At 39.4% G+C, this 25,227-nt stretch carries 14 protein-coding genes, 2 tRNA genes and 1 pseudogene; 8 read left to right on the top strand and 9 right to left on the bottom strand.

The annotated features are described in order from the left end of the window. Positions 1-44: 44 nt before the first annotated feature. From G7051_RS06410 to G7051_RS06420, 3 genes are all read left to right on the top strand, one after another. Positions 45-2,375, top strand: a complete 2,331-nt coding sequence (locus G7051_RS06410; protein WP_166199100.1) for a GH92 family glycosyl hydrolase — start codon at positions 45-47, stop codon at positions 2,373-2,375. 107 nt (positions 2,376-2,482) lie between these two features. Next, positions 2,483-4,846, top strand: coding sequence for a GH92 family glycosyl hydrolase (locus G7051_RS06415; protein ID WP_166199101.1), 2,364 nt, complete (start codon positions 2,483-2,485; stop codon positions 4,844-4,846). Then, positions 4,843-7,122, top strand: a complete 2,280-nt coding sequence (locus G7051_RS06420) for a GH92 family glycosyl hydrolase (protein WP_166199102.1) — start codon at positions 4,843-4,845, stop codon at positions 7,120-7,122. Before G7051_RS06415 ends, G7051_RS06420 begins: the two co-directional genes overlap by 4 nt. A 177-nt stretch (positions 7,123-7,299) precedes the next feature. On the opposite strand, the gene G7051_RS06425 is transcribed toward G7051_RS06420, so the two are convergent. The 6 genes and pseudogenes from G7051_RS06425 to G7051_RS06450 all read right to left on the bottom strand — a co-directional run bounded on the left by G7051_RS06425 (position 7,300) and on the right by G7051_RS06450 (position 13,604). Next, positions 7,300-7,374 (bottom strand) — tRNA-Val (locus G7051_RS06425). A gap of 107 nt (positions 7,375-7,481) precedes the next feature. Continuing rightward, positions 7,482-9,202: pseudogene (locus G7051_RS06430) on the bottom strand (DNA polymerase III subunit gamma/tau). Positions 9,203-9,563: 361 nt separating this feature from the next. Continuing rightward, positions 9,564-10,325, bottom strand: coding sequence for a M15 family metallopeptidase (locus tag G7051_RS06435; RefSeq protein ID WP_255493335.1), 762 nt, complete (start codon positions 10,323-10,325; stop codon positions 9,564-9,566). A gap of 54 nt (positions 10,326-10,379) precedes the next feature. Further along, positions 10,380-12,842, bottom strand: coding sequence for a primosomal protein N' (gene priA / locus G7051_RS06440; protein ID WP_255493336.1), 2,463 nt, complete (start codon positions 12,840-12,842; stop codon positions 10,380-10,382). Further along, positions 12,839-13,450: a porin family protein gene (locus tag G7051_RS06445; RefSeq protein ID WP_166199104.1), complete on the bottom strand. Its 612-nt coding sequence runs from the start codon at positions 13,448-13,450 to the stop codon at positions 12,839-12,841. Before G7051_RS06445 ends, priA begins: the two co-directional genes overlap by 4 nt. Before the next feature lie 82 nt (positions 13,451-13,532). Continuing rightward, positions 13,533-13,604 (bottom strand) — tRNA-Arg (locus G7051_RS06450). Between the two features lie 208 nt (positions 13,605-13,812). Between G7051_RS06450 and dxs the strand changes: the two genes are divergently transcribed. The 5 genes from dxs (at position 13,813) to trpS (ending at position 21,351) form a co-directional block, all read left to right on the top strand. Continuing rightward, entirely contained in the window at positions 13,813-15,747 is a 1,935-nt protein-coding gene (gene dxs / locus G7051_RS06455) for a 1-deoxy-D-xylulose-5-phosphate synthase (protein ID WP_166199105.1), read from the top strand. Continuing rightward, entirely contained in the window at positions 15,744-17,081 is a 1,338-nt protein-coding gene (gene trkA / locus G7051_RS06460) for a Trk system potassium transporter TrkA (RefSeq protein WP_166199106.1), read from the top strand. Before dxs ends, trkA begins: the two co-directional genes overlap by 4 nt. 113 nt (positions 17,082-17,194) lie before the next feature. After that, entirely contained in the window at positions 17,195-18,613 is a 1,419-nt protein-coding gene (locus G7051_RS06465; RefSeq protein WP_255493337.1) for a TrkH family potassium uptake protein, read from the top strand. Positions 18,614-18,658: 45 nt separating this feature from the next. Next, positions 18,659-19,744, top strand: coding sequence for a CapA family protein (locus tag G7051_RS06470; RefSeq protein ID WP_255493338.1), 1,086 nt, complete (start codon positions 18,659-18,661; stop codon positions 19,742-19,744). Between the two features lie 617 nt (positions 19,745-20,361). Beyond that, on the top strand, positions 20,362-21,351 hold the full coding sequence (gene trpS, locus G7051_RS06475; RefSeq protein WP_166112711.1) for a tryptophan--tRNA ligase: 990 nt from the start codon (positions 20,362-20,364) through the stop codon (positions 21,349-21,351). Positions 21,352-21,539: 188 nt separating this feature from the next. Here the strand turns inward: trpS and G7051_RS06480 are convergent, their stop codons facing one another. From G7051_RS06480 to G7051_RS06490, 3 genes are all read right to left on the bottom strand, one after another. Continuing rightward, positions 21,540-22,682, bottom strand: a complete 1,143-nt coding sequence (locus G7051_RS06480) for an acyltransferase (RefSeq protein ID WP_166199108.1) — start codon at positions 22,680-22,682, stop codon at positions 21,540-21,542. A gap of 96 nt (positions 22,683-22,778) precedes the next feature. Then, positions 22,779-23,342 carry a Crp/Fnr family transcriptional regulator gene (locus G7051_RS06485; protein ID WP_166199109.1) on the bottom strand — a complete coding sequence of 188 codons (564 nt, stop codon included), beginning with the start codon at positions 23,340-23,342 and terminating at the stop codon, positions 22,779-22,781. A gap of 162 nt (positions 23,343-23,504) precedes the next feature. Beyond that, positions 23,505-24,983, bottom strand: coding sequence for a glycoside hydrolase family 10 protein (locus tag G7051_RS06490; RefSeq protein WP_166199110.1), 1,479 nt, complete (start codon positions 24,981-24,983; stop codon positions 23,505-23,507). Positions 24,984-25,227 lie beyond the last annotated feature (244 nt).

Here is a 25,227-nt window from a genome sequence, read left to right on the forward strand (position 1 = left end):
GGATAAACCTATCCCAACTTACCGGAAAATAAAATACTATAGATATGAAATTAAGAATACTTACTATTCTCTTCTCTACTTTTTTAATTAGCGGAACAGCAGTCAGTCAAGAGCTTACATCGTATGTAAATCCGATGATCGGCACTCTGAAAATGGGACACACCTTTCCCGGAGCCTGTGTACCGCATGGTATCGTACAATTAAGCCCCGATACCGATACTATACCCCAAAATATAAACGGCAAATATGTAGCCGATGCTTACAAATATTGTGCAGGTTATCAGCACGATGATAAAACCATTGTGGGATTTAGTCATACACACCTCAGCGGAACAGGACATTCCGATTTGGGCGACATTCTGGTAATGCCTGTAACGGGGCAATTAAAATTGAATCCGGGTACAGCTGATAATCCCGATTCGGGTTATCGTTCACGCTTCTCGCACGATACAGAAGTTGCCCGTCCGGGATATTATGAAGTGAAATTAGACGATTACGGAATAAAAGCACAACTAACTGCCACCGAACGAACAGGTATACATAAATATACCTTTCCGGCAAACGAGAAAAAACAGATATTGATTGATCTGGCACAAGGTATCTATAATTACGATGGCAAAGTATTATGGGCAAATGTAAGGGTAGAAAATGATACTCTGATAACAGGATACCGCATTACAAACGGATGGGCAAGGGTAAACTATACCTACTTTGCTATCACGTTTTCGGAACCCATAAAATCGTATGGCTATGAAGACAAAGAAAAACCCAAATACGTAGGCTTCTGGCGAAAATTCGATCTTCAACATAACTTCCCCGAAATAGGAGGACGCAAAATAATTACTTATTTCGATTTTGTAACAGATGCAAACCCAACCATAGAAATGAGAGTAGCTCTATCAGCAGTCAGCACATTGGGAGCTATTCAGAATCTACAAGCGGAGACCGCAGGGAAATCGTTTGACGATATTGCAGCCATTGCCAATGATAAATGGAATAAAGAACTGGATGTTATCGAAATAGAAGGTACAAAAGATCAGAAGACCATGTTCTATACATCGTTGTATCATACGATGATAAATCCATCGGTGTATATGGATGTTGACGGACAATACAGGGGTATAGACCATAACATTCATCAAGCTAAAGATTTTACCAATTATACTATATTTTCGGTGTGGGATACATACAGGGCATTGCACCCTCTGTTTAATATTATCAATAGAGACAGAAGCAAAAACATTGTAAATTCGATGCTTGCCCATTACGATCAAAGTGTGCATAAGGCATTACCCGTGTGGTCGCTTATGGGTAACGAAGGTTGGTGTATGATAGGTTATCATTCGGTTTCGGTAGTGGCTGATGCTATTTCCAAAGGAATAGACATCAATAAAAAACGAGCCTTAGAAGCCATGATAAGCAGCTCGAATGTACCATATTATGACGGTACTAAAGAATATCTCGAACTGGGATATGTGCCTTACGATAAAAACTCGAATGGATCATCCATCACTCTTGAATATGCTTATGATGACTGGACAATCTACAATACCGCTCTTAAGATGGGTAACACTTCGGTAGCCGAAGCCTATAAGAAAAGGGCGATGAATTACCGCAATGTATTCGATCCTGAAATAGGATTTGTACGTGCCCGAAAAAGCGATGGTTCTTGGAAAGCCCCTTATAGTTTACTCAATACACATGGTGAAGGGTTTATAGAAGGTAATTCGTGGAATTACTCGTTTTATGTACCTCAGGACGTTAAAGGATTGATTGAACAGATGCACGGCGAAAAAGTATTTACTCAAAGACTTGATTCACTCTTCACGATGCACCTACCCGACGAATTTTTCGAAAACACCGAAGATGTAACCAGAGAAGGCATCATGGGTAATTATGTACATGGCAATGAACCGAGTCACCATATCCCTTATCTGTATGCATGGACTTCTCAGCCTTGGAAATCGCAATACTGGATTCGTGAAATTATGAATCGTATGTATCGAAACAGCATCGACGGTCTTTGCGGAAATGACGATTGCGGGCAGATGTCAGCATGGTATATATTTTCAGCGATGGGATTTTATCCCGTTTGTCCGGGATCGGATCAGTATGTCATAGGCGCTCCTTACCTACCCTATTTGAAAGTAAAAACAGCGCCTGATAAAAATCTGGTAATAAAAGCAAACGGAGTCAGTGATAAGATGCGTTATGTAAAATCGGTAAAATTAAACGGCAAGCCATACACCAAAGCATACATCACATACGATGATATAAAAGACGGTGGTGAACTGGTTTTCGAGATGACTTCGCAACCCAATAAAAAAAGAACTTTTGCGGAAGATGAGAAACCTTATTCTCTCAGTCAAAAATAATAGACGAAACGTTTTAGGGGCGTATTGCATACGCCCGATATTTGTGTGACGGGCGAATGCAATTCGCCCCTAAAACTAAATGATACTTTAATCAAAAACACTAAACTATGAATAAATTAAACCGATATATAATCTGCCTTCTAACCCTATCCGCCCTATGCAGTTGCAAACAAAAGAACAGCAGTGCAGATGATAACCAAGAAGCCGATTTATCGTTGAACGCTTATGTAAACCCCTTTGTCGGAACATCGGGATTCGGGAATGTATACCCCGGTTCTCAGATTCCTTTTGGGGGAATACAGATAAGCCCCGATACGGATAACGATTACTACGATGCAGCATCAGGATATAAATACAATCACCCGACTATAATGGGTTTCAGCCTTACCCATCTCAGCGGAACAGGCATACCCGATTTAGGTGACTTCCTATTCATTCCGGGTACAGGCACTAAGCAATTTGTAGCCGGAACGCATGAAAAGCCCGATGAAGGGTATCGCTCCCGATACAGTCACGATAAAGAATGGGCATCACCCAATTATTACGGAGTCGATTTGTTGGATTATGGAGTTAAAGCCGAAATGACATCGGGTACGCATTCGGGTATCTTTAAGTTTACGTTTCCAAAGGCTGACAGTTCTTTCATTATGGTAGATATGGAGCATGTTCAAATGTTTAAAACAACATGGTCGCAACTCAGAATAGAGAACGATTCTACCATCTGCGGATTTAAATTAGTCAACGGATGGGGCCCCGAACGCTATGTATATTTTGTGGCACAATTCTCTAAACCATTCGCCCGATCGGGCATTATGCAAAACGGAAAACCTGTTATATACGATACCAAACGCTTTCGCAGCGATCGAATAGCATTCGGTACTAAAATTGTAGGCTGGTTTGATTTCGATACCCAAGAGAATGAGGAGATACAGGTTAAAGTAGCCGTTTCATCCACAGGAACATCGGGAGCTTATGCCAATATAAAAGAAATAGAGAATCAGAACTTTGACAGCCTGAAAAAGGAAGGCGAACTGCTATGGGCAAAAGAATTAGGACGATTTAAGATAAAGGGAACAGAAGAACAGATGAGAACGTTTTATACATCTGTCTATCATGCCTCATTACATCCTTTTGTTTTTGAGGATATAGACGGTAAATACAGGGGATTGGACTCCAATATTCATCCCGCGAAAGATTTTACCAATTACACTGTTTTCTCGCTGTGGGATACATACAGGGCACATCACCCGTTGTTGAATCTGATTCACCCCGATCGTAATGCCAATATGATTAATTCGATGCTTGCCCATTATGATCAAAGTGTGGAACATATGCTTCCTATCTGGTCATTTTATGGTAATGAGACTTGGTGTATGATCGGCTATCATGCCGTTTCGGTGATCTCTGATGCTATTGTGAAAGATATAAAAGGATTCGATTACGAACGTGCTTTTCAAGCGATGAAAACTACAGCCATGAATGCGAACTATGATCGCCTAACTGAATATCGTAACATGGGTTGGGTTCCATTCGATAAAGAACCCGAATCGGTTTCCAAAACACTGGAATATGCTTATGACGATTATTGCATCGCTATGGCTGCTCAAAAATTAGGAAAAGAAGACGATTATAATTATTTCCTCAACAGAGCTTTATCGTATCAAAATCTGATAGATCCCGAAACTAAATTTATGCGTGGTAGAGATTCGCAAGGCAATTGGCGTACACCTTTTGAACCTATTGCCTACACAGGGCCGGGGTCAGTACATGGATGGGGCGATATTACCGAAGGGTTTACCTACCAATACACATGGTATGTGCCTCAGGATGTACAAGGCTATATCAATGAAATGGGCAAAGAGTTATTCACTCAGCGTTTAGATTCGATGTTTACGATGGAATTGCCTGATGATATACCCGGTGCACACGATATACAAGGCAGAATAGGTGCTTATTGGCATGGAAACGAGCCTTGCCATCAGATTATCTATCTTTACAATTATCTGAAACAACCGTGGAAAGCTCAGGAGAAAGTCCGTTATATCCTAGACAACCTTTATGGAGACAAACCCGATGCATTGAGTGGTAATGACGATTGTGGGCAAATGTCGGCATGGTATATTTTCAATAGTATGGGTTTTTATCCTACCTGTCCGTCGAGTAATATATATGCTATCGGGTCGCCGGGATTGGAATTTATCGAAATGACATTGGGCAATGGCAAAAAAGTAACCGTAACCACCGAAAATTACAGTAAAGAGAATGTATATATTCAAGCTATGTACATCAACGGACAGCCTTATAATAAAACATATATTACCTTTGATACTATCAAAAACGGTACTGAGATAAAATTTGTATTGGGTAATAAACCCAACCCATCGTGGGGTACGGCAGATGATTCTGTAGCTCCATCGCTCTCAAAACCGGGACAAACCTTGAAATATAAACCAGTAAACAAAATATCATGAAGAAAATCACATGTCTGATATTAACCATTATCAGTACAATCTGCACCGTAAGTGCACAAAAGCCCACACCGGTGGACTATGTGAGTACATTGGTGGGAACATTATCTAAATACGAATTATCGACAGGTAACACCTACCCTGCTATCGCAATGCCTTGGGGTATGAATTTCTGGACTCCGCAAACGGGTAAAATGGGCGATGGTTGGGCATACGTTTATACTGCCGACAAAATAAGGGGCTTTAAGCAAACGCATCAGCCCAGTCCATGGATGAACGATTACGGACAATTTGCAATTATGCCCACAACAGGAAAAGCCGTATTTGATCAGGACGAACGTGCAAGTTGGTTTTCGCACAAAGCAGAAGTCGCAAAGCCTTATTATTACAAAGTATATCTTGCAGATCATGATGTTACTACCGAAATTACTCCTACCGAACGGGCGGCTATGTTTCGATTTACCTTTCCCGATACGGACGATTCGTATGTAGTTATCGATGCTTTCGACAGGGGTTCGTATGTAAAAATTATTCCAAACGAAAATAAGATTATCGGTTATACTACGAGAAACAGTGGAGGTGTACCCGAAAATTTCAAGAACTACTTTGTGATCACTTTTGATAAACCTTTTACTTATTATGCAGCCGTAGGCGACAGTATAATTAAAAAGAACGAAACTGAAGTCAAAAAGAACCACTCGGGTGCAATCATTGGATTCTCGACAAAAAAAGGAGAGATTATACATGCACGTGTAGCATCTTCATTTATCAGTTACGATCAGGCTGAACTCAACTTAAAAGAACTCGGAACAGACAGCTTCGACCAGTTAACGGCAAAGGGCAAACAAGTGTGGAACGAAACATTAGGCAGAATTGAAGTGGAGGATGATAACATCGACAACCTTCGTACGTTCTATTCATCCCTCTATCGCTCGGTGCTTTTCCCTCGCAATTTGTCGGAAATAAATAAAGAAGGAAAGGTGATACATTACAGTCCGTACAACGGTGAAGTATTGCCCGGTTATATGTTTACTGATACCGGATTCTGGGACACTTTCCGATGCCTGTTTCCCTTTCTTAATCTCATGTATCCTTCTATGAACCAAAAGATGCAGGAAGGTCTTGTAAATGCTTATAAAGAAAGTGGATTTCTACCCGAATGGGCAAGTCCGGGTCATAGAAGCATTATGGTGGGAAATAATTCGGCATCGGTTGTAGCAGATGCTTATATCAAAGGATTGAGAGGATATGACATAGAAACCCTTTGGGAAGCTGTTAAACATGGGGCAAATAATGTACACCCGAAGGTGGCTGCTTCGGGACGAACCGGATATGAATACTACAACCGATTGGGGTATATACCCAATGATGTAAAAATAAGCCAGAATGTAGCCCGTTCGCTCGAATATTCGTATGATGACTGGACAATTTATCAACTGGGAAAAGCATTAAATAAACCTGAGGCAGAAATAGCCATATATGGAGAGCGTGCCATGAACTACAAGAATCTGTTCAACCCTAAAAATAAATTGATGAGCGGAAAGACTGAAGCGGGTAAATTCTCGGATACTTTTAAACCGACTGACTGGAGTTGGGATTTTACAGAGGGGAATAGCTGGCATTACAGCTGGTCTGTATTTCAAGATCCTCAAGGCTTAATCGATTTGATGGGTGGAAAGAAAGCATTCGTAACTATGCTCGATTCGGTATTCATTATTCCCGGTTCTGCTGGAATGGATAGTCGCTCGATGATTCACGAGATGCGCGAGATGCAGGTGATGAATATGGGGCAATATGCTCATGGTAATCAGCCGGCACAGCACATGATATACATGTACAATTATGCAGGCGAACCTTGGAAGGCTCAATATTGGAACCGTGAGGTAATGGATAAATTATATACATCTGCTCCTGATGGATATTGCGGTGATGAAGACAACGGACAAACCTCAGCATGGTATGTATTTTCGGCTTTAGGGTTTTATCCTGTTTGTCCCGGCTCGGATCAATATGTTTTAGGCTCTCCGCTGTTTAAAAAAGTCACTCTAAATCTGGAGAACGGAAAAAAGGTTATCATTACATCTAATAACAACAATAAGAATAACAGGTATATTCAATCGATGACATTGAACGGTAAGAATTATACCAAGAATTACCTGACTCACTCCGACCTTTTAAATGGAGCGACAATAAATTTCGAGATGTCTGATAAACCAAATAAAAGCAGAGGAATAAACGACTCCGATGCTCCTTATTCGTTCTCTAAGGAGAAACGATAAAAAGTATCAATCATATTTCATAAAAAGCGAGAGTTACCGATAAGGAAACTCTCGCTTTTCAGTATTCATACAATATTATATCCTTGTGCCAAAATTGTAAGCTTTCATGGGTTTACCAATCGTTACATTTTAGTACATAAAAAAACATCCACAAATTTCTTTGTAGATGTTATCTTGTGGGCGATGAGGGATTCGAACCCCCGACCCTCTGGGTGTAAACCAGATGCTCTGAACCAACTGAGCTAATCGCCCCTTTTAGGAGTAGCACTTTCTCTCAAATGCGATGCAAAGATATGTCTTTTTTCTTTTACTCCAAACAAAATCAGAAAAAAATTCAAAATATTTTTCGTTGTTCTTAATTACATCAATTCAAGACCAAATTCATCCTTCAGTCTTTTTACACTTTCGTTTTGTTCAACCATCAGATTAAACTTCTCTAATGAAGTGAAGCCCAGCTTTTTCTCATTTTCGACAGTTACCCGTACCTTCATTTGCACCTGAGTATTCTTCAGATTTTTACGAAGGAATGGCATAATGTTAACCGCATTATCCAACAACCTCTGTTCTTGCACAGGGTTATTTACAACAACTTCAAATGTATCTCGATTCAAAAGATCGGGTAAACAATTAAGCATTGTATTTTTCAAGTGATGTTCCTCGGGAATAGATTCTGCATAAGCCTTCCATTCATGGAGAAGTTGTAAAGGAGTAAATGTTTCGGTAAGTATTTCTGTTTGCTTTGCTTCTACCACCTCTTCCTCTGTTTTCTGTTGAGACAGGGCAGATATAGACACACCAAATCCGGCAATAGAATTATTTCGTATTGGTTTTGGCTGTTGATTAGGTCGGGGTGTAGCGGCAGGAGCCGCCGCAGAAGGTACCTGAGATGCTCCTCTTTGAGTAGCAGGTGCAGGAGTTGCAGCCGCTTCTAGAGAAGAGAAGATAGGTTCAATTATGACTTTTTTTTTTCGTCCACAGATTGTGGATTGCCCGAAAGCTGGCACAGACGGATGAGGGTCAGTTCGACTAAAAGTTTTTTATTCTTGCTTACTCTATAATTTAAATCACATTCGTTTGTTATCTCAATTGCCCGATAAAGAAACTCATTAGAGCATCTTTGCGACATGGTTACATATCGTTCGCGGATGGATGCTCCTACCTCGAATAATTCGGCAGTACGTGGATCTTTACAGACCAATAGATCGCGAAAGTGCGAAGCTACACCTGTTACAACATTATGACCATCGAAACCTTTGTTCAGAATATCGTTTAAGATAAGTAAGCTATCAATAACATTATTGGTAAGGACTGCTTCGGTTAACTTGAAGTAATACTCATAATCAAGTACATTCAAATTATCGATAACAGCTTTATAGGTGACATTTCCTCCGGTAAAACTAACTACCTGATCGAATATCGAAAGTGCATCACGCATACCTCCATCCGATTTTTGCGCTAAAACGTTTAATGCTTCCAGTTCTGCATTAACGCCTTCTTGAGAAGCCACATATTTCAGATGCTCTACAGTATCGCTTATGCTGATACGGCTAAAGTCGTATATCTGACAACGAGAAAGAATAGTTGGCAGTATTTTATGCTTCTCGGTAGTTGCTAAAATAAAAATAGCATGGTGAGGGGGTTCTTCCAATGTTTTCAGGAAAGCATTGAATGCTGCCGAAGATAACATGTGAACCTCATCTATAATATAAACTTTGTATTTACCTATTTGAGGGGGTATACGCACCTGATCTATGAGCGATCGGATATCATCTACCGAGTTATTGGATGCTGCATCCAATTCATGAATATTAAAAGAGCGCTGATCGTTAAAAGCAACACACGATTCGCACGTATTGCAAGCTTCGCCATCAGCTAATGGAGAAAGACAGTTAATCGTTTTTGCAAATATACGGGCACAGGTAGTTTTACCTACTCCACGGGGTCCGCAGAATAAGTAAGCATGAGCCAGTTTATTAGAGGCAATTGCATTTTTCAGTGTAGTTGTCAATGCACGCTGCCCTACTACCGATTTGAATGTCGATGGTCTGTATTTACGTGCCGAAACTATATAATTATCCATTTGAGTTATCCATTTTACAAATACAAATCTAAGAAAAATTTCGTGTTTTTCAGCTATGGTTCCCTACCTCTTATAAAGATACTATTATAATCCAGCTAAAATTTATAATTCTTTACTATAAACCTCAGGGGCATTATCAAAGCCATCCTTATATAGGATAATTCTTTCACAAACATTGCATTTAATTGCAATAAACATTTCTAGATATAGACTCTCCGCGTCTATTAAACCCTGAAAATGATCGTATTTAACATCAGATATAACATTATATTGATGTGGGCAAGGTATTTCCCCTAATGAAATTATATTAGAACAACGACATTTTATTTTAGGCATACTTTTTATATTATATAATCCTTTCTCACTCTATAACATTCACATCTCTTTTTGCTTCACTTCTCGAAATAGCATTAAAGTGCCACCATTCACCACGTATGGTAATAAATCCTGCTTCCGTCATCACCTTTCGAAGCAGTTTTCGATTATTGATTTGTTCTCGGGTTAATAAACCTTCGTTTAAAAGTTGTTCCTCCTGATTAATTCCGGCTGCTTTGCCAAAGAAATCGAAAGAAGTACCCATATCCAAAGCTGTTCCATCGGATCGGCAGATCGTTAAATCGACAGCCATACCATAATTGTGCATTCCCGTTTTACTCGGATCGGCAACATATTCTCTATAAGGTGTATTTTGAACTACTTTATACATTTTCTTCTGCACAGACATAGGTCTGCCTGCATCATATACCAATAAAGACAAGTCGGGATCAATTTCTTTCAATAACTGCTGAGCCTTTGCCAGTTTTTGGGCAGCGATAGGATGAAGATATGCCTCTGTAAGATCATCATACAATATTTCTTTCGTAAAATTGTCCGTTGTTGCATATTTTAAATCGACATGAATAGTTGAATCCAAAGTATGAATATTTACCAAACCCTGTTCTTCGAGATATAAAGCCATAGAAGATTTAGCAGGTGCCTGCTCCTCTATTTCTTCAACTATTATAGCATCTGCTTGAATGGAGTCTTCAATAGGTAATTCCCCCCTGTTTGATTCTGCTTTATTCTGACAGGAGAAAATAAAAAAAGGGAGTGAAATTATTAGGCTTAATAACTGCATTTTCATAACCGGAACTATCTATCGTTACTAAATTGTCGAAGGAATAAAAAGTCTATGACCTTACATCGGATCGACATCGTAATGCAAAAGTACCGATTTAAATTTAGAGTTCATCATCACTTGCTTTTGATAAAATTCAATCAATTCTCTAATTTTCTGGGGGGAAGCCTGATTTTCGATTTTCAGTACTATCTTACGTATATAAAGAGATTGAACTCTCGAAATTCCGGGTTTTACAGGACCTAAAACCCTTTCTTGAAATGTTTGTCGAAGAACCTGAGCAAATTCCAAAGCAAAACCTTCTGTAGCCCGTTCTTCCCTGCCTCTGATTACAATTTCGATCAATCTGTAGAAAGGTGGGTATCGAAACAGTTGACGTTCATTTATTTGGGTTTCGTAGAACGAAATATAATCGTTGTTTCTTATATAGGAGATAATAGGATGACCGGGATGTGCCGTCTGCAATAATACCAAACCACGTTTCTGCCTACGGCCTGCACGTCCGCTGACCTGCATCATGAGTTGAAAAGCCCGTTCGTGTGCTCTGAAATCGGGATAATTAAGCATACTGTCAGCATTAAGAATACCAACTACACTCACATTATCAAAGTCCAACCCTTTCGAAACCATCTGCGTTCCTACCAAAACATTGGTTTTATTCACTTCAAAATCAGCAATAATCCGTTCATACGATCTTTTACTTCTGGTTGTATCCAAATCCATACGAACTACATTTGCTTCAGGAACTGCTTCATTCACCAGCTCCTCGATTCGCTCTGTTCCATAGCCTTGCACTTCCAGAGTAGGAGTTTTACATTCGGGACATTCGGTGGGTATCGAATAAACTGCACCGCAATAATGACAAACCATTACCCGTTGCCCTTTATGAAAAGTGAGTGTTACATCGCAATGTAAACATTTTGGAGTCCAAGAACAGGTTTTGCATTCGAGCAAAGGAGCAAATCCTCTGCGATTCTGAAATAAAATTACTTGCTCATTCCGACCTAAAACATTCTTCATTTCCTCGATCAAAGGAGGAGACAGAATGGACTTCATCTGCTTTCTTTTTCTCAGGTCTTTGGTATTTATTGGAACTATTTCGGGCAACTCAATCTCCGAATGCCGCTTGCTAAGTGTCACCAAACCATATCTCCCCGAAAGAGCATTATAATATGTTTCGATAGCAGGCGTTGCCGTTCCTAATAAAGTTTTAGCACCGTAAATACCTGCCAATACTATAGCTGCATTGCGGGCATTATAACGGGGAGCGGGATCTTGCTGCTTATAAGATGCTTCGTGTTCTTCATCAACAATTACCAAACCAAGATCTCGGAAAGGTAAGAATACCGCCGAACGTGCCCCCAATACTACCTGACATTCGTCCTTTTGAAGTAACGACTGCCAAGTTTCGGCACGCTCATTATCGTTGAAGCGAGAATGATACACCAGCAGTTTGTTTCCGAAGACCGATTTCAACCTTTCGGTTATTTGAGTAGTCAATGCTATTTCGGGTAAAAGGTACAAAACCCGTTCGCCCTTTTCGATAGCATCTTTTATGAGTTGAATATATATTTCGGTTTTACCCGAAGAAGTTACACCATGAAGTAAAACAACCTGTTTTTCTTGGAAATGAGCATATATTTCATCGTATGCTTTCTCCTGAAAAAGGCTCAAAGCATTAGACGAGAGCAAATTTGCATCTCCATAATCGAAACGTCCGATTTCATTCTGAAAAGACTCCAAAACACCTCTTTCGATAAGTGCATCAAGCACAGACGGACTAATACCACATTGCTCGAATAATTGTTTTTTTCTAATGAAAAACTCATCTAAATCTCCAGATTTATTTTTTAGATCCAAAAACAAAAGCAGCGCCTGTTCTTGCTTTTTAGCCCTTTTCAGATTTTCTAGAATACTAGATAATTCGATTTCGGAGTAATTTTTCGAGAGCCTTATCGATGTTTCGGTTTTTGCTAAATATCGATTTTGTATATTTTCATTCAGATAGGCAGCCCCCTTATCCGTAAGAGCTTTTATATACGGAATTACATTAGATATTCCGGTTAATTTTTCAATTTCGGCAATACGAAGGGGTTTAGAATCGGAAAGAACATCGAACACTTTTGTTTCATTGGCAGTAAAAGGTTCTTTAGCCTCAAAAGAAGCATCTAAAAAGACTAGCGTTTCGCTTTCTAACTTTAAGGCTGAGGGCAAAGCTGCTTTATATATCTCGCCCAAAGTACACATATAATAAGAAGCAATCCACTCCCAGAAACGCAGTTGCTCGGGTAAAACAATGGGGTGGGTATCTAAAACTGAAATTATTTCCTTTATTCCCGTTTTCTCTTCATCCGATTGATATATCTGATGCACAATAGCTGTGTAGAATTTCTTCTTTCCAAATTGGACAATAACCCTACTACCAACAATAACCCGATCTGCAAGCAGATCGGGTATCTTATAAGTAAACACTCCCGACAAGGGCAGTGGAACTATCACATCAATATAAAGATGTTGCGTCAAAAGAAATAAGTTAAGTTCACACTCCAATTAGAAGGTCTTTTTCTCAAGACATCACCAAGATTAGGGGCATCACCCGAATAATTTTCAGTCAAAGCCTTTCTATAATACATACCGATTTCAAGATGTTTAAGAAGTTCAACTCCTGCTCCTGCATCGAATCCCATCCCAAACGATTTCGATTTATATTGTTCTACTACGCTTCCTTTCGATTCAAGATCGCCTCCACTTAGTCTAAATTCGGCATACGGACCCACAATAATGAAGACTCCGAAAAGACCGACTATACTAAATTTCTTCTTCAAACTCACCGGAACGCGAAGGTAATTATAATTGGTAAGATTATAATTGTCATCTTTAAGATCAAATTTCTGGTGTCCGTAAAGTACAGCGGCTTCCGCTCCCCATCCAACAATAGGAGCCATTACTTCGACAACTCCGCCGACTTGAAATCCTAAGCGGTTGTTTGCATTTAAGATATCTTTGTTAATACGATTATTGCTAACATCAAAACCTCCACGAAGACCAAATCTGACTTGTGATGACGCAAGACCTACATTTAATAATGCAAGAGATAGAATAAGCAGAAATCTTAAGCTTAATTTTTTCATTTTGTAATATTTTAAGTTCTTATGGAATAGAAACAAAGAATGACCTAAAATTGTTTAAGATAAAAGGAAAATAAAAAAATAGTAGCACGACCGGGAATCGAACCCGGATCTAAAGTTTAGGAAACTTCTATTCTATCCATTGAACTATCGCGCCAACTCTGGTATCTGCAAAAGTAATTGATTTTTGTTAATACAGCAATATACCACAGTTCATAAATTTTATTTATTGTTTATTTATAAAGCTATGTAACTGATACTTTTTTATTTTACGCACTAAACATAGGATAAGATATAATTGTTTTATAATTTTGCTCTCTATTTTTCGTTTCTTAAGAAATGATCGAATATTTATACTCACTAATATGTCCGAAAACCAAAATAACAATATATCATTGCTTCAAAGCATTGACTACCCGAAAGACCTTAAAAGTCTTACTTTAGACCAACTGGAAACTCTTTGCAAAGATCTTAGAACTTTCATCATAGATCAACTATCGGCAAATCCGGGTCATTTTGGGTCTAGCTTAGGTACAGTAGAACTTACTGTAGCTCTGCACTATGTATACAATACACCTTTCGACCGTATCGTTTGGGATGTAGGCCATCAGGCTTATAGCCACAAGATATTAACGGGACGCAGAGACCAGTTCCACACAAACCGCAAGTTTGGAGGATTGGCAGGATTCCCTAATCCGGAGGAAAGCGAATATGACACTTTCTCGGCAGGGCATGCTTCAAATTCGATATCGGCTGCACTGGGAATGGCTGTGGCATCAAGCTTGAAGCACGAAAACAAACATGTAGTTGCTGTTATCGGTGACGGATCACTTACGGGAGGTCTGGCTTACGAAGGTCTGAACAATGCAAGTTCTCAGCCTAATGATTTACTGATTGTACTCAATGACAATGACATGGCAATTGATGACAATGTAGGAGGCTTGAAAGATTATTTGGTAAAAATGACAACTTCGCAAACTTATAACAGGATGCGTAATGACGTTTATCAGAAGTTCAAAAGAAAAAATCTTATTACCGAGAAAGGCAAAAACTTTATCCTTCGATTCAACAACAGTTTGAAGTCGCTAATCACCAAGCAACAGAATATTTTTGAAGGACTCAACATAAGGTATTTCGGACCTATAGACGGACATGATCTAAAAGGCTTAATCCGTATTATTCAAAACATTAAAGACTTAAAAGGTCCTAAACTCCTTCATATACATACCATAAAAGGAAAGGGTTATAAACCTGCCGAAGAATCGGCTACCGAATGGCATGCCCCCGGCAAGTTCAATAAAGATACCGGTGAAAGAATTATCAATCAGGCAAAAGACCAGCCTCAGCTTTATCAGAATGTTTTTGGTCATACACTTGTTGAATTAGCCGAAAAAGATACGCGCATAGTAGGTGTTACTCCTGCCATGCCATCGGGATGCTCTATGACTTTTATGATGAAGGCATTTCCCGAAAGAAGTTTTGATGTAGGTATTGCCGAAGCTCATGCTGTTACTTATGCAGGCGGTTTGGCAAAGGAAGAATTGATTCCGTTTTGCAATATATATTCATCGTTCATGCAACGTGCTTATGATCAGGTGATACACGACATAGCATTACAAAAACTTCATGTGATATTCTGCCTCGACAGGGCTGGGCTAGTTGGTGAAGACGGACCTACGCATCACGGAGCTTTTGACCTTGCTTATATGCGCTGTATACCTAATCTGATAATTGCATCGCCATATAACGAACATTATTTACGCCACTTAATGTATACGGCTACGTATGGCAATGAGGGACCGTTTGTAATACGCTATCCGAGAGGACAGGGTGAATTAAAAGACTGGGAGTGTGAAATGAAGATTCTGCCCATAGGTAAAGGTCGTAAGTTGAAAGACGGCTCCGATATGGCTATAATATCAATAGGCCCGATAGGAAACACGGTTACAGCAGCTATCAAAGAACTCGAAACTCTTGGCTACAGTATTGCTCATTATGATATCATATTTTTAAAGCCGATAGATACAGACCTGCTCAACGAAGTTGCTTCGAAATTTACGAAAGTGATGACGGTAGAAAACGGTGTAATAGCAGGTGGTTTAGGATCGGCTATCCTTGAACATTTTTCGGAGAACAATTTTAACAACATAGAAGTTACACGTGTCGGATTACCTGACGAATTTGTAACACACGGTTCGATTGCCGAATTAAACAAGCTATGTGAAATAGACGTAGCGGGAATAAAGAAACGCATTGTAAACGTCCTGACAAACGCAAAAGTTGAAACCCCTATACCATGAGAGTAGTTATCGCAGGTGCAGGTGCTGTAGGAACACATTTGGCTAAGCTATTATCGGGAGAAAATCAGGATGTTATCATAATGGATCCCGATATTGAGAAATTGAATTTCTCGAAAAGCCATTTCGAAATAATGACGATGGAGGGATCATCTACTTCTCTGAAAGATTTGAAGGAAGTAGGAGTTGAAGAGGCCGATTTGTTTATCGGTGTAACCCCCGACGAATCTGTCAACATTACCTCTTGCATGCTTGCCTCTAAGATGGGTGCAAAAAAAACGTTTGCACGTATTGATAACTTCGAGTATTTACTACCCAAAAACAAAGAGTTTTTCGAGAGCTTAGGTGTCGACTCGATGGTTTATCCTGAGATGTTGGCAGCCAAAGAAATTGTATCAGCCATAAAAAGACCGTGGGTAAGACTTTGGGTCGAATTATTTGGTGGTGCTATCATTTTGGTGGGTGCCAAAATCAGAAGTAACTCGGAACTGGTAGGTAAATATCTGCACGAAATATCTGTAAATCCTAAGAAATTTCACATTGTAGCCATAAAACGCAACAATCGGACGATTATCCCCAAAGGATCTGATCAGATAATATCGGGAGATATTCTCTTTTTCACGACAACAAAAGAATTTATAGACGAAATTCCCGCTATTACAGGCAAAAAGAATTTCGAAGTAAAAAATATAATGATAATGGGAGGAAGCCGGATAGCAATCCGCACCTGCCAATATTTACCCAGCGACATGAAAATTAAGCTACTTGAGTCAGACAAAAACAAGTGCTATCAGTTGTTGCAAAAACTACCCAAGAATGTGACGGTCTTCCATGATGACGGTCGTAATTCCGAATTTCTACAAGAAGAAAGTATCAAGGACACAGATGCTTTTATAGCCGTAACAGGAAACTCCGAAGCAAACATACTGGCTTGTCTGGCGGCGAAAAGGTTTGGTGTGAGAAAAACTGTAGCCGAGGTTGAAAACATGGATTACATATCTATGGCCGAAAATCTGGATATTGGTTCTATCATCAACAAAAAATTAATTACAGTCAGTAATATATATCGTGTTTTATTGAGTGCAGACGTTTCGAATGTGAAATCTCTAACATTTGCCAATGCTGATGTTGCAGAGATTATTGCACGTCCCAACTCAGCAATTACCAAAAAAGAAATAAAGCGTCTATCTTTGCCAAACAATATGACATTGGGAGGCTTGATACGTAATGGCGAACCCATGCTGATAGAAGGGGATACACAGGTAGAACCTTATGACAATGTTGTTGTCTTCTGTCTGGATGATGCTTTACGTGATGCTGAGAAACTTTTTAATTAGAGTCTCAGACTTATTCTATTATTTTTAAGGTCTAAAGACCCTAACTTTATAACTTTACTCTGGCTATAATCGTTAAGATGGGAAATTTTAATTTTCGGTTCATCTTTAAAACCATGGGATTCTTACTTATTATAGAATCCATTTTATTGATGATTTCGGCTGCTGTATCATTTTATTACCATGAAATAAGTGGAGATGCTTTTCTTATAAGTGCTTCTATTGCGATTGGTGTGGGGGTGATATTTCGCCTTGTAGGTGCCGAAACCAGAGAACAGTTTATAGGAAAACGCGAAGGATTTCTGGTCGTAGGTCTTTCGTGGGTTGTATTATCTGCTTTCGGAATGCTTCCTTTTATCTTTAGCGGGGTTATTCCCAAAGTAAGTGATGCATACTTCGAAACCATGTCGGGCTTCACAACTACGGGCTCTACCATCATTCCCAATGTAGACGTTGTTCCACTCGGTTTATTATTCTGGCGTTGCCTTACCCAGTGGGTCGGAGGTTTGGGTATTGTTGTATTTGCTTTGGCAGTACTTCCTATAATCGGAGGAAATGCTTCTTTTCTTTTCGACGCCGAGACTACAGGCATAGCCCGTGATCGCTTTCAGCCACGAGTAACACAAGTTGCCAAGAGGCTACTTCTTACTTATGTAACTATAACTGCTATCATAGCCGTTCTGCTTTGGTTAGGTCCGATGAATGCTTTCGATGCTATTTGTCAAGCCATGTCGACTGCTTCAACCGGAGGTTTTTCTACTAAACAAGACAGTATTGCTTATTGGAACTCAGCATATATCGACTACGTAATCAGTATATTTATGTTTATCGGGGGTATTAACTTCTCGTTAATTTACTTCTTGTTCAAAGGCCAATACAAAAAACTGTTTCAAAATGAAGAGTTGAAATGGTATTTTCTTATTTACATAACATTTACCGCCGTTGTAACGGTAGGTTTAATATATTCGGGCAAAATCAGTATTGCAGAAGATGCCTTCCGAACCTCACTCTTTCAGGTGACATCGGCTATCACCACAACCGGATTTTCGACTGCCGACTTTACGAGTTGGGGCCCTTTTTATATGTTCCTTATATACTGCTTGATGATGATTTGTGCCTGTGCGGGCTCTACCTCTGGAGGTATTAAGGTAATCAGGATAGTTGTACTTTTCAAGAATGCGGTCAATGAGTTTAAACGTCAAGTACATCCAAATGCTATTCTGCCTGTGCGTATCAACAATCAGGTACTGCCGGTTGATATTGTCACCAAAATACTTGCTTTTATATTCCTGTATTTATTAATACTCTTTGTTAGTTTCCTCGTATTATCGTTCACAGGTATAGGCTTCGAAGACTCTATCACAGCTTCTGTTTCGTGTATGGGTAATGTAGGATTAGGAAGCTTAAGCGATAGCGGACACTTTGGTCACCTTTCGGATACTGCCAAATGGTATCTGTCATTCTTAATGTTGACAGGACGTTTGGAGTTATTTACTATCCTGTCGCTATTCATGCCTGCTTTCTGGAGAAAATAAGGTCTGAAAACTTCTTTTTATAACTGACACCTAATAAATATATTTATGAGAAAATATACCATATTCTTTCTCTTTCTAACTTCAATGTGCTTTTACGCCTTCGGGCAAAAGCAGACGGTCAGTTTATTGTTTGCAGGCGATGCCATGCAACACCAATCACAAATAGATGCTGCCAAAACCAAAGATGGGTATGGCTACTCTTTGTATTTTACTCAGATAGAAGATCAGATAAAAGCCGCCGATATTGCCATTGTCAATCTCGAAACAACCCTTCCCGGCAAAGGATATACAGGGTATCCGTGTTTCGGGTCTCCCGATACTTTTGCATATGCTTTGAAAGATGCCGGATTCGATGTTTTTCTCACCGCCAACAACCATAGTCTGGATAAAAGAAAACAAGGACTCGAAAGGACTATCACCATGCTCGATTCTATGCATGTAAAGCATTTGGGGACTTATGTTGATCGTGATAAAAAGGATTTGTATTATCCTTTGATGATTATTAAGAATGGCATCCGCATTGCCATGCTCAATTATACTTATGACACAAATGGAATCAGGCTGCAAAAACCCAATATCATAAACCTCATCGACAAAAAGCAGATATTATATGATATTCAGTGGGCAAAGATGATGAAACCCGATATTATCATTGCCAATATGCACTGGGGTATCGAACATAAGTTATCTCCCAGTAAAGAGCAGAAAGAGCTGGCTCAATTCCTTATAAAAAACGGGGTAAGGTTAGTTATTGGCAGCCATCCTCATGTGGTACAGCCTATTGACATACAAAGACAGAATGATTCCATTCAAAATATTATCGTCTATTCATTAGGGAATTTTATATCGGGAATGAAAGGCGATAATGTAGAGGGTGGTATGATGGCTAAAATAGACCTAAGCAAAGATAAAGAAGGGGGTGTTCGGATCGAGAGTTGCTCTTACTCTTTGGTTTGGGTAAATAAACCGATAGAAAACGGAAAACCGAATTTTCAGCTTATACCTGTTGAAAAATATCAAAACGAGGAGGGAAAGTTAAAATTGGGTGAAGAATCTTACCATAAAATGATTCGGTTTTCGGACACAGCCAAGAAAACAATCGAAAGCCTTTGGGGGATTACTGATAGATAATTAAAATCAACTATTTAATGATACGAATCAGTAGTTGATCTGTTATGTTTAATGTTCAATTATTCTAACGCACCCTATTGGGTTTGTTTTTCATTTTGTCTTGATACAAAACGAAACAAAAGATCAAGACTGTGCCTTTTGCTCGACCCGCTACGGTCTCGAAAGCTAAAACAAAAGAAAACATTTAACGAACGATATCCTTTTGTTTTTTTAACGCTTTCTTCATCCTACGGGTACCCCGTGCAACCGGCAAGGTCGGGAAGCCTGACGGACAAAAGCCATTTGCAGGCGTCAGCCCCAGTGCATCAGTGGCACAGCCGTTGGCTGACAAGCGAAGCAGGCGTAAAACTAAACGTGCCGAAAGGCAATAAGTTTAGTTTAGCCTGTAAGCTTAATTCAGACAGGCGAGCCACGCAGCACAAAGCCTTTTTGATTCCTTTTGCGGCTTTGGGCAAAAGGAATACAAGCAATCTCTGATTGCGCGTAGTAAAAGACAATTTAATAGAACAAACAGTTTCACCCCTACAGCCAAAGCAATAAATAGTTCTGTGGGCCTAAAAAGTGCTTAACTCCTGAAAAAATCGCTAACTTTGTATATAGAAACAAAATGATATAGTATGGAAACAGTAGTGAGCGGTATTCGCTCGACCGGTAATCTCCACTTAGGCAATTACTATGGAGCCCTGAAAAACTTTATAAAAATGCAGGAAGAAAACAAATGTTTCTTCTTTATTGCAGATTATCATTCTCTTACGACTCATCCGGATCCGAAGATATTACATGGAAATGTAAAGAATGTGCTAACCGAATATCTGGCTGCGGGTATCGACCCCGATATATCGACTATATACGTACAGAGTGATGTACCCGAAGTATGCGAACTGTATCTATTGCTGAATATGCATGCATATATGGGAGAATTAGCTAAGACCGTATCTTTCAAAGAAAAGGCTCGTAAGCAGCCCGAAAATGTGAATGCCGGTTTACTTACCTACCCTACTCTTATGGCTGCCGATATATTGATGCACAATGCCGACAAGGTACCTGTGGGAAAAGATCAGGAGCAACACCTCGAAATGACTCGCAAATTTGCACGCCGTTTCAACAATTTTTATGGTGTCGAGTATTTTAAAGAACCGATTGCCTACAATTTTGGCAGCGAATTAATTAAAATACCGGGACTGGACGGCAGTGGAAAAATGGGAAAATCGGAAGGTAACTGTATTTATCTTTTTGATGAGCCTAAAGTCATAGAGAAGAAAGTAAAAAGGGCATTAACAGACGAAGGACCTCAAAGCCCTAATTCTCCAAAACCCGATTGTATCGAAAACCTGTTTACTATTCTGCGTGTGGTTTCAACCGAAGAGGTAGTGAAACATTTCGAAGATAAATGGAATTCATGCGAAATACGTTACGGCGATCTTAAAAAGCAATTGGCTGAAGATATTATTGCGGTAACATCACCTATTCGCGACCGTATTCTTCAAATTCAGGACGATGAGGCATACTTACACAAGGTAGTAACCGAAGGTACTGAAAAAGCCCGTGAAAGTGCCCGTAAAACATTACGGGAGGTACGTGAGATAATGGGATTCAAGAATTTCTAAAAAACAATCACGATATATATAATAAAAGGCTGATTTCTTGCGAAATCAGCCTTTTGTATTATTTGGTAGCGTTAAATATTTAATGATATATCTTTATTGGTAGAGGCAGACCTATGTGTCGGTACTAAATAGGTGAACACACAGGTTCACCCCTACAGCCAAAGCTATAAAAAGGTCTGAGACTTTAGTTACATATTGTTTTGGGGCTTTAAAAAGCGGTTTGTCAAATATCTTCGTACCGGTATATCGTATAACTTCAAACAGATATACGCTACAATAATACTTCCTGCAACAACTCCTGCTGCACCGGGCAATGATTGTTCAAATGTGAGGTCATTATTCTTTACCCATGCGAAATAGAGATAAATAAAGGGGTAATGCACCATATACAGAGGATAAGAAATATCTCCTAAGAACTTGCATACACGAGTAGTATATTTATCGGTACTTTTTCCGGAAGCCCCCAGATAAACCAAAATAGGAAAAAACACAACACAGCATAGTGTATCATATATACCGTTCATCCATAAATGTTCGGCTCCACCTATTCGGGGTACAGCTAAAAGAGCAACGATAAACAAACTGCATATCCAAAAAGCTCCCTTTATATTAGCAGGTTTAAATATACGCGACAGAAGTAATCCGGCAGAAAATGAGAATAACAAGCGAAAAGAGCCTCCGGTAAATTCTTCTCCTGTCAGTGAAAACCCTACACATATATCACCTAATGGTCCCCATACAGCAAATGAAGCCAAGCCGCATCCGGCAACAAAAACCAATACTGCAAGAGCTTTAGTTGAGAGCTTACGAATAAACAACACATAGAGAATATTACCGATATACTCAAAAAACAAAGACCAACTGGGGCCATTCAATGGGAACATCTCCCCTACACCTCTTATTTCGGTTCTTGTAGTAGCCGGAATCAAAAACATATTCAACAATGTGGCAATAAGCAAAGCCACAACAGGTACTACCGATACATCCCATACAGAGCAGCCTTGGGTATAGAACATGATGGCTCCTATGATAGCTCCCATTACAACCATCGGGTGAAGACGTATAATCCGGCGTTTGATGAAATCCTTGGGTTTCATTGTACCCCAACGGTCGTCGTAAGCGTAACCGACAACAAATCCTGACAGTATAAAGAAAAAGTCGACTGCTAAATAACCGTGATTGATTCTTTGGTCTAAGTGACTGGTCGCAAAAGCTTCGAATATATGGAAGAATAATACCATGATGGCCGCCACTCCGCGTAATCCATCGAGTATATTGTAATGTGGTTTGGTATCTGCAAATGCAGCGTCAGAAATTTGAGTTTTCAGCATTAAATTTAATTTTGAAGGATAAACAAAGTGGCAAAAATACAACGTATTTCTTTGCAAAAGTTTGTCCTAAATCAAAATTGGCAATCAAGCCTGAAATTAATCATTGGCTCGAAGTCGGCTGAGTGTAGAAAGGGTAATCCCTAAATAGGAGGCAATATATCTTAAATTGGTTCGCTGTTCCACATAAGGAAACTGCTTTTTGAATTCTTCGTACCGTTCTTTGGCAGGTAAAGTCAGACGTTCTTTGTGACTGCGATGCAAGCGTCTGTATTCATTCTGATGAATGATTCGCCCCCAATTACTCAATTCAAGGTTAGTTTCGAAAAGGCGGGTCAGATCAGTTAGCAATATACTGTAAACCTCCACGTCTTCGAGCGTTTCGACAAACTCTTCACTCACTTTTTTATAATACAACTCATCCATACTGAATACAATACCACCTTCACATGAAAATGAGGTTGTTATCTCTTCACCATCGACCAACCAGAAAGAACGTGTCATTCCCTTTTCTATGAAATAGGCATATTTACAATATATATCTTTCTTTATCAACTGATGCCTTTTAGGAAAATGACACAAAGTGACGCAGGTTTCCAATTCCCGTATGGTTTCATCGGAAATAGGATATAAAGATTTCATATTGTTTATAATATTTTCCATGTTCAATAGCATTTTATCTCTCAATACAAACCTGCATGATATCACATCATATAACAGCACAGAACTTTCCAGAATAGGTTTTGACCTACATTTCAAAGATACAAGTTTTCGATATCAGATCAATTTCTATTTTAACATTTCTGTTTTTCAATAAGGATATCGTTATTTTTCCAAACTTCGAGAAAGTACATAATAAACAGGAAAACAAGGTACACTCTCGTTATGAAAACGGTCGGAAGCTGTTACCGAATAATAAATTCCCTCCTCTATATCGGGCGTCTGAAGTTGTATCTTATTACCTCTTATTCCTGTGGCTACTATGCTTTTAACATTCCTGATATCAAAATCCTCAGTTGATGATTCATAAACGGTATACACCTGACCTTCCGAAGGATTAGACGATTCCCATTCTAAGGTGGTTGTACCATCGGCAGCACGATAAACCTGCATATTCAGAGGCGAAAGAGGGGCTGTATCATCCAGCCATTTCATTGAAGGTAATTTTGCCGGATAAGTATAATAGTGTGTCAAAGCATCTTTCAAACCTTTTGTGTTGCTCAATACATTGCCTACCCTGTAATAGGCTGCTCCTGCAGCTTGGCTGGTACGGATAAAATCAACCTGTTGAGTTATATCTTTTAATGGCCAGTTACCTTCGGTAGACATCAACCGATATACTCCAAGACCGGGAACTACAAAGCGTCCGTTACTTGTTTTGACCCACTCATCTACATAGGTTCCAAATTTAGCCTCATTGTAATACATCATCGGGTATACTGCATCCATCTTTCCATCCATCATCCATTTACCGGCATCCTGATGTACGCTTGAATAAGCAGTCCATGTACCTTTCATCGGATCGAGGTCTTTGTATCTGCCTATCGGACTGCAACTAACCTGCACCCAAGGCTTTGCCTCTTTGGTTTGATCGTATATATCCGATACTAAGGCATTTATATTTTCGCGTCTCCATTCTTGTAATGATTTTCCACGACCATACTTGGAAAATGTATCGCTATCGGGAAACTTTCCGGCTGCCTCCGGGTAACGGATATAGTCGAAATGAATGCCATCGACATCATAGTTCGCTACAATTTCATCGACAACCTTCAATATATGTTTTCTCGCTTCAGGGTTTCCCGGATCAAGATACCATTCGTCTTTATATAATTTACAAAGTTGGGGGTATCGTGATACAACTGATGAACGTCCTTGATCTTTGACTTGTTTTTTTGAACCGACCGGAAAGGTCACAATCCACGCATGGCACTCGAGTCCCCTGCGATGGCATTCCTGTATAGCATAAGCCAATGGATCGTATGCTGTAATAGCTCCAATGGTTTTATCTTTGGAAATATAAGGGCTCCAAGGTTCTATTTTTGATTGAAAAAAGACATCTCCACGAATACGCACCTGAAAAAGTATGGTGTTAAAATTTGCCTCCTGTAACTGATCCAAAATCTTGCTTAATTGCTTTTGCTGATTTTCGGGCGATAAAGAGGGCGAAGGCCAGTCGAGATTCCAGTTAGTTGTCAGCCAGGCTGCACGAACTTCTGTATCGGGATTTTGAGCTGTTAATGGTGCTGAAACTAGTCCGCACATAAAAATTAAAAGGAGTGAAAGTATTTGTAGTGGCTTCATATTTCGAAAAAGTATCAAAAATACACATTTTACTGTTTAGTTCACGATTAAGTATTGCAATTTTTTTTCGCTCCATCCTAATCTGTCGGAATATACCTATATATCTGTCCTATATTGGCAAACAAGCAAGTTCCCTTTTACTTCAAAACAATAAAAATGCATGTGAGCTTAAACAGCAATTCAATAACAATAAAACATCCTAAAAGTTTACTTATCTTTGTAGAAACCATGATAAAGCTACTGA

This window comes from Dysgonomonas sp. HDW5B, assembly GCF_011299335.1.
Lineage (GTDB): Bacteria > Bacteroidota > Bacteroidia > Bacteroidales > Dysgonomonadaceae > Dysgonomonas_A.

Bases quoted from the DNA above. Each gene is read 5' to 3' on its own strand.
- dxs (WP_166199105.1), top strand. From the start codon at position 13,813: ATGTCCGAAAACCAAAATAACAATATATCATTGCTTCAAAGCATTGAC.
- G7051_RS06470 (WP_255493338.1), top strand. From the start codon at position 18,659: ATGAGAAAATATACCATATTCTTTCTCTTTCTAACTTCAATGTGCTTT.
- G7051_RS06465 (WP_255493337.1), top strand. From the start codon at position 17,195: ATGGGATTCTTACTTATTATAGAATCCATTTTATTGATGATTTCGGCT.
- G7051_RS06485 (WP_166199109.1), bottom strand. From the start codon at position 23,342: ATGGAAAATATTATAAACAATATGAAATCTTTATATCCTATTTCCGAT.
- G7051_RS06420 (WP_166199102.1), top strand. From the start codon at position 4,843: ATGAAGAAAATCACATGTCTGATATTAACCATTATCAGTACAATCTGC.
- G7051_RS06480 (WP_166199108.1), bottom strand. From the start codon at position 22,682: ATGCTGAAAACTCAAATTTCTGACGCTGCATTTGCAGATACCAAACCA.
- G7051_RS06445 (WP_166199104.1), bottom strand. From the start codon at position 13,450: ATGAAAAAATTAAGCTTAAGATTTCTGCTTATTCTATCTCTTGCATTA.
- G7051_RS06415 (WP_166199101.1), top strand. From the start codon at position 2,483: ATGAATAAATTAAACCGATATATAATCTGCCTTCTAACCCTATCCGCC.
- trkA (WP_166199106.1), top strand. From the start codon at position 15,744: ATGAGAGTAGTTATCGCAGGTGCAGGTGCTGTAGGAACACATTTGGCT.
- G7051_RS06435 (WP_255493335.1), bottom strand. From the start codon at position 10,325: ATGAAAATGCAGTTATTAAGCCTAATAATTTCACTCCCTTTTTTTATT.
- G7051_RS06410 (WP_166199100.1), top strand. From the start codon at position 45: ATGAAATTAAGAATACTTACTATTCTCTTCTCTACTTTTTTAATTAGC.
- G7051_RS06490 (WP_166199110.1), bottom strand. From the start codon at position 24,983: ATGAAGCCACTACAAATACTTTCACTCCTTTTAATTTTTATGTGCGGA.
- trpS (WP_166112711.1), top strand. From the start codon at position 20,362: ATGGAAACAGTAGTGAGCGGTATTCGCTCGACCGGTAATCTCCACTTA.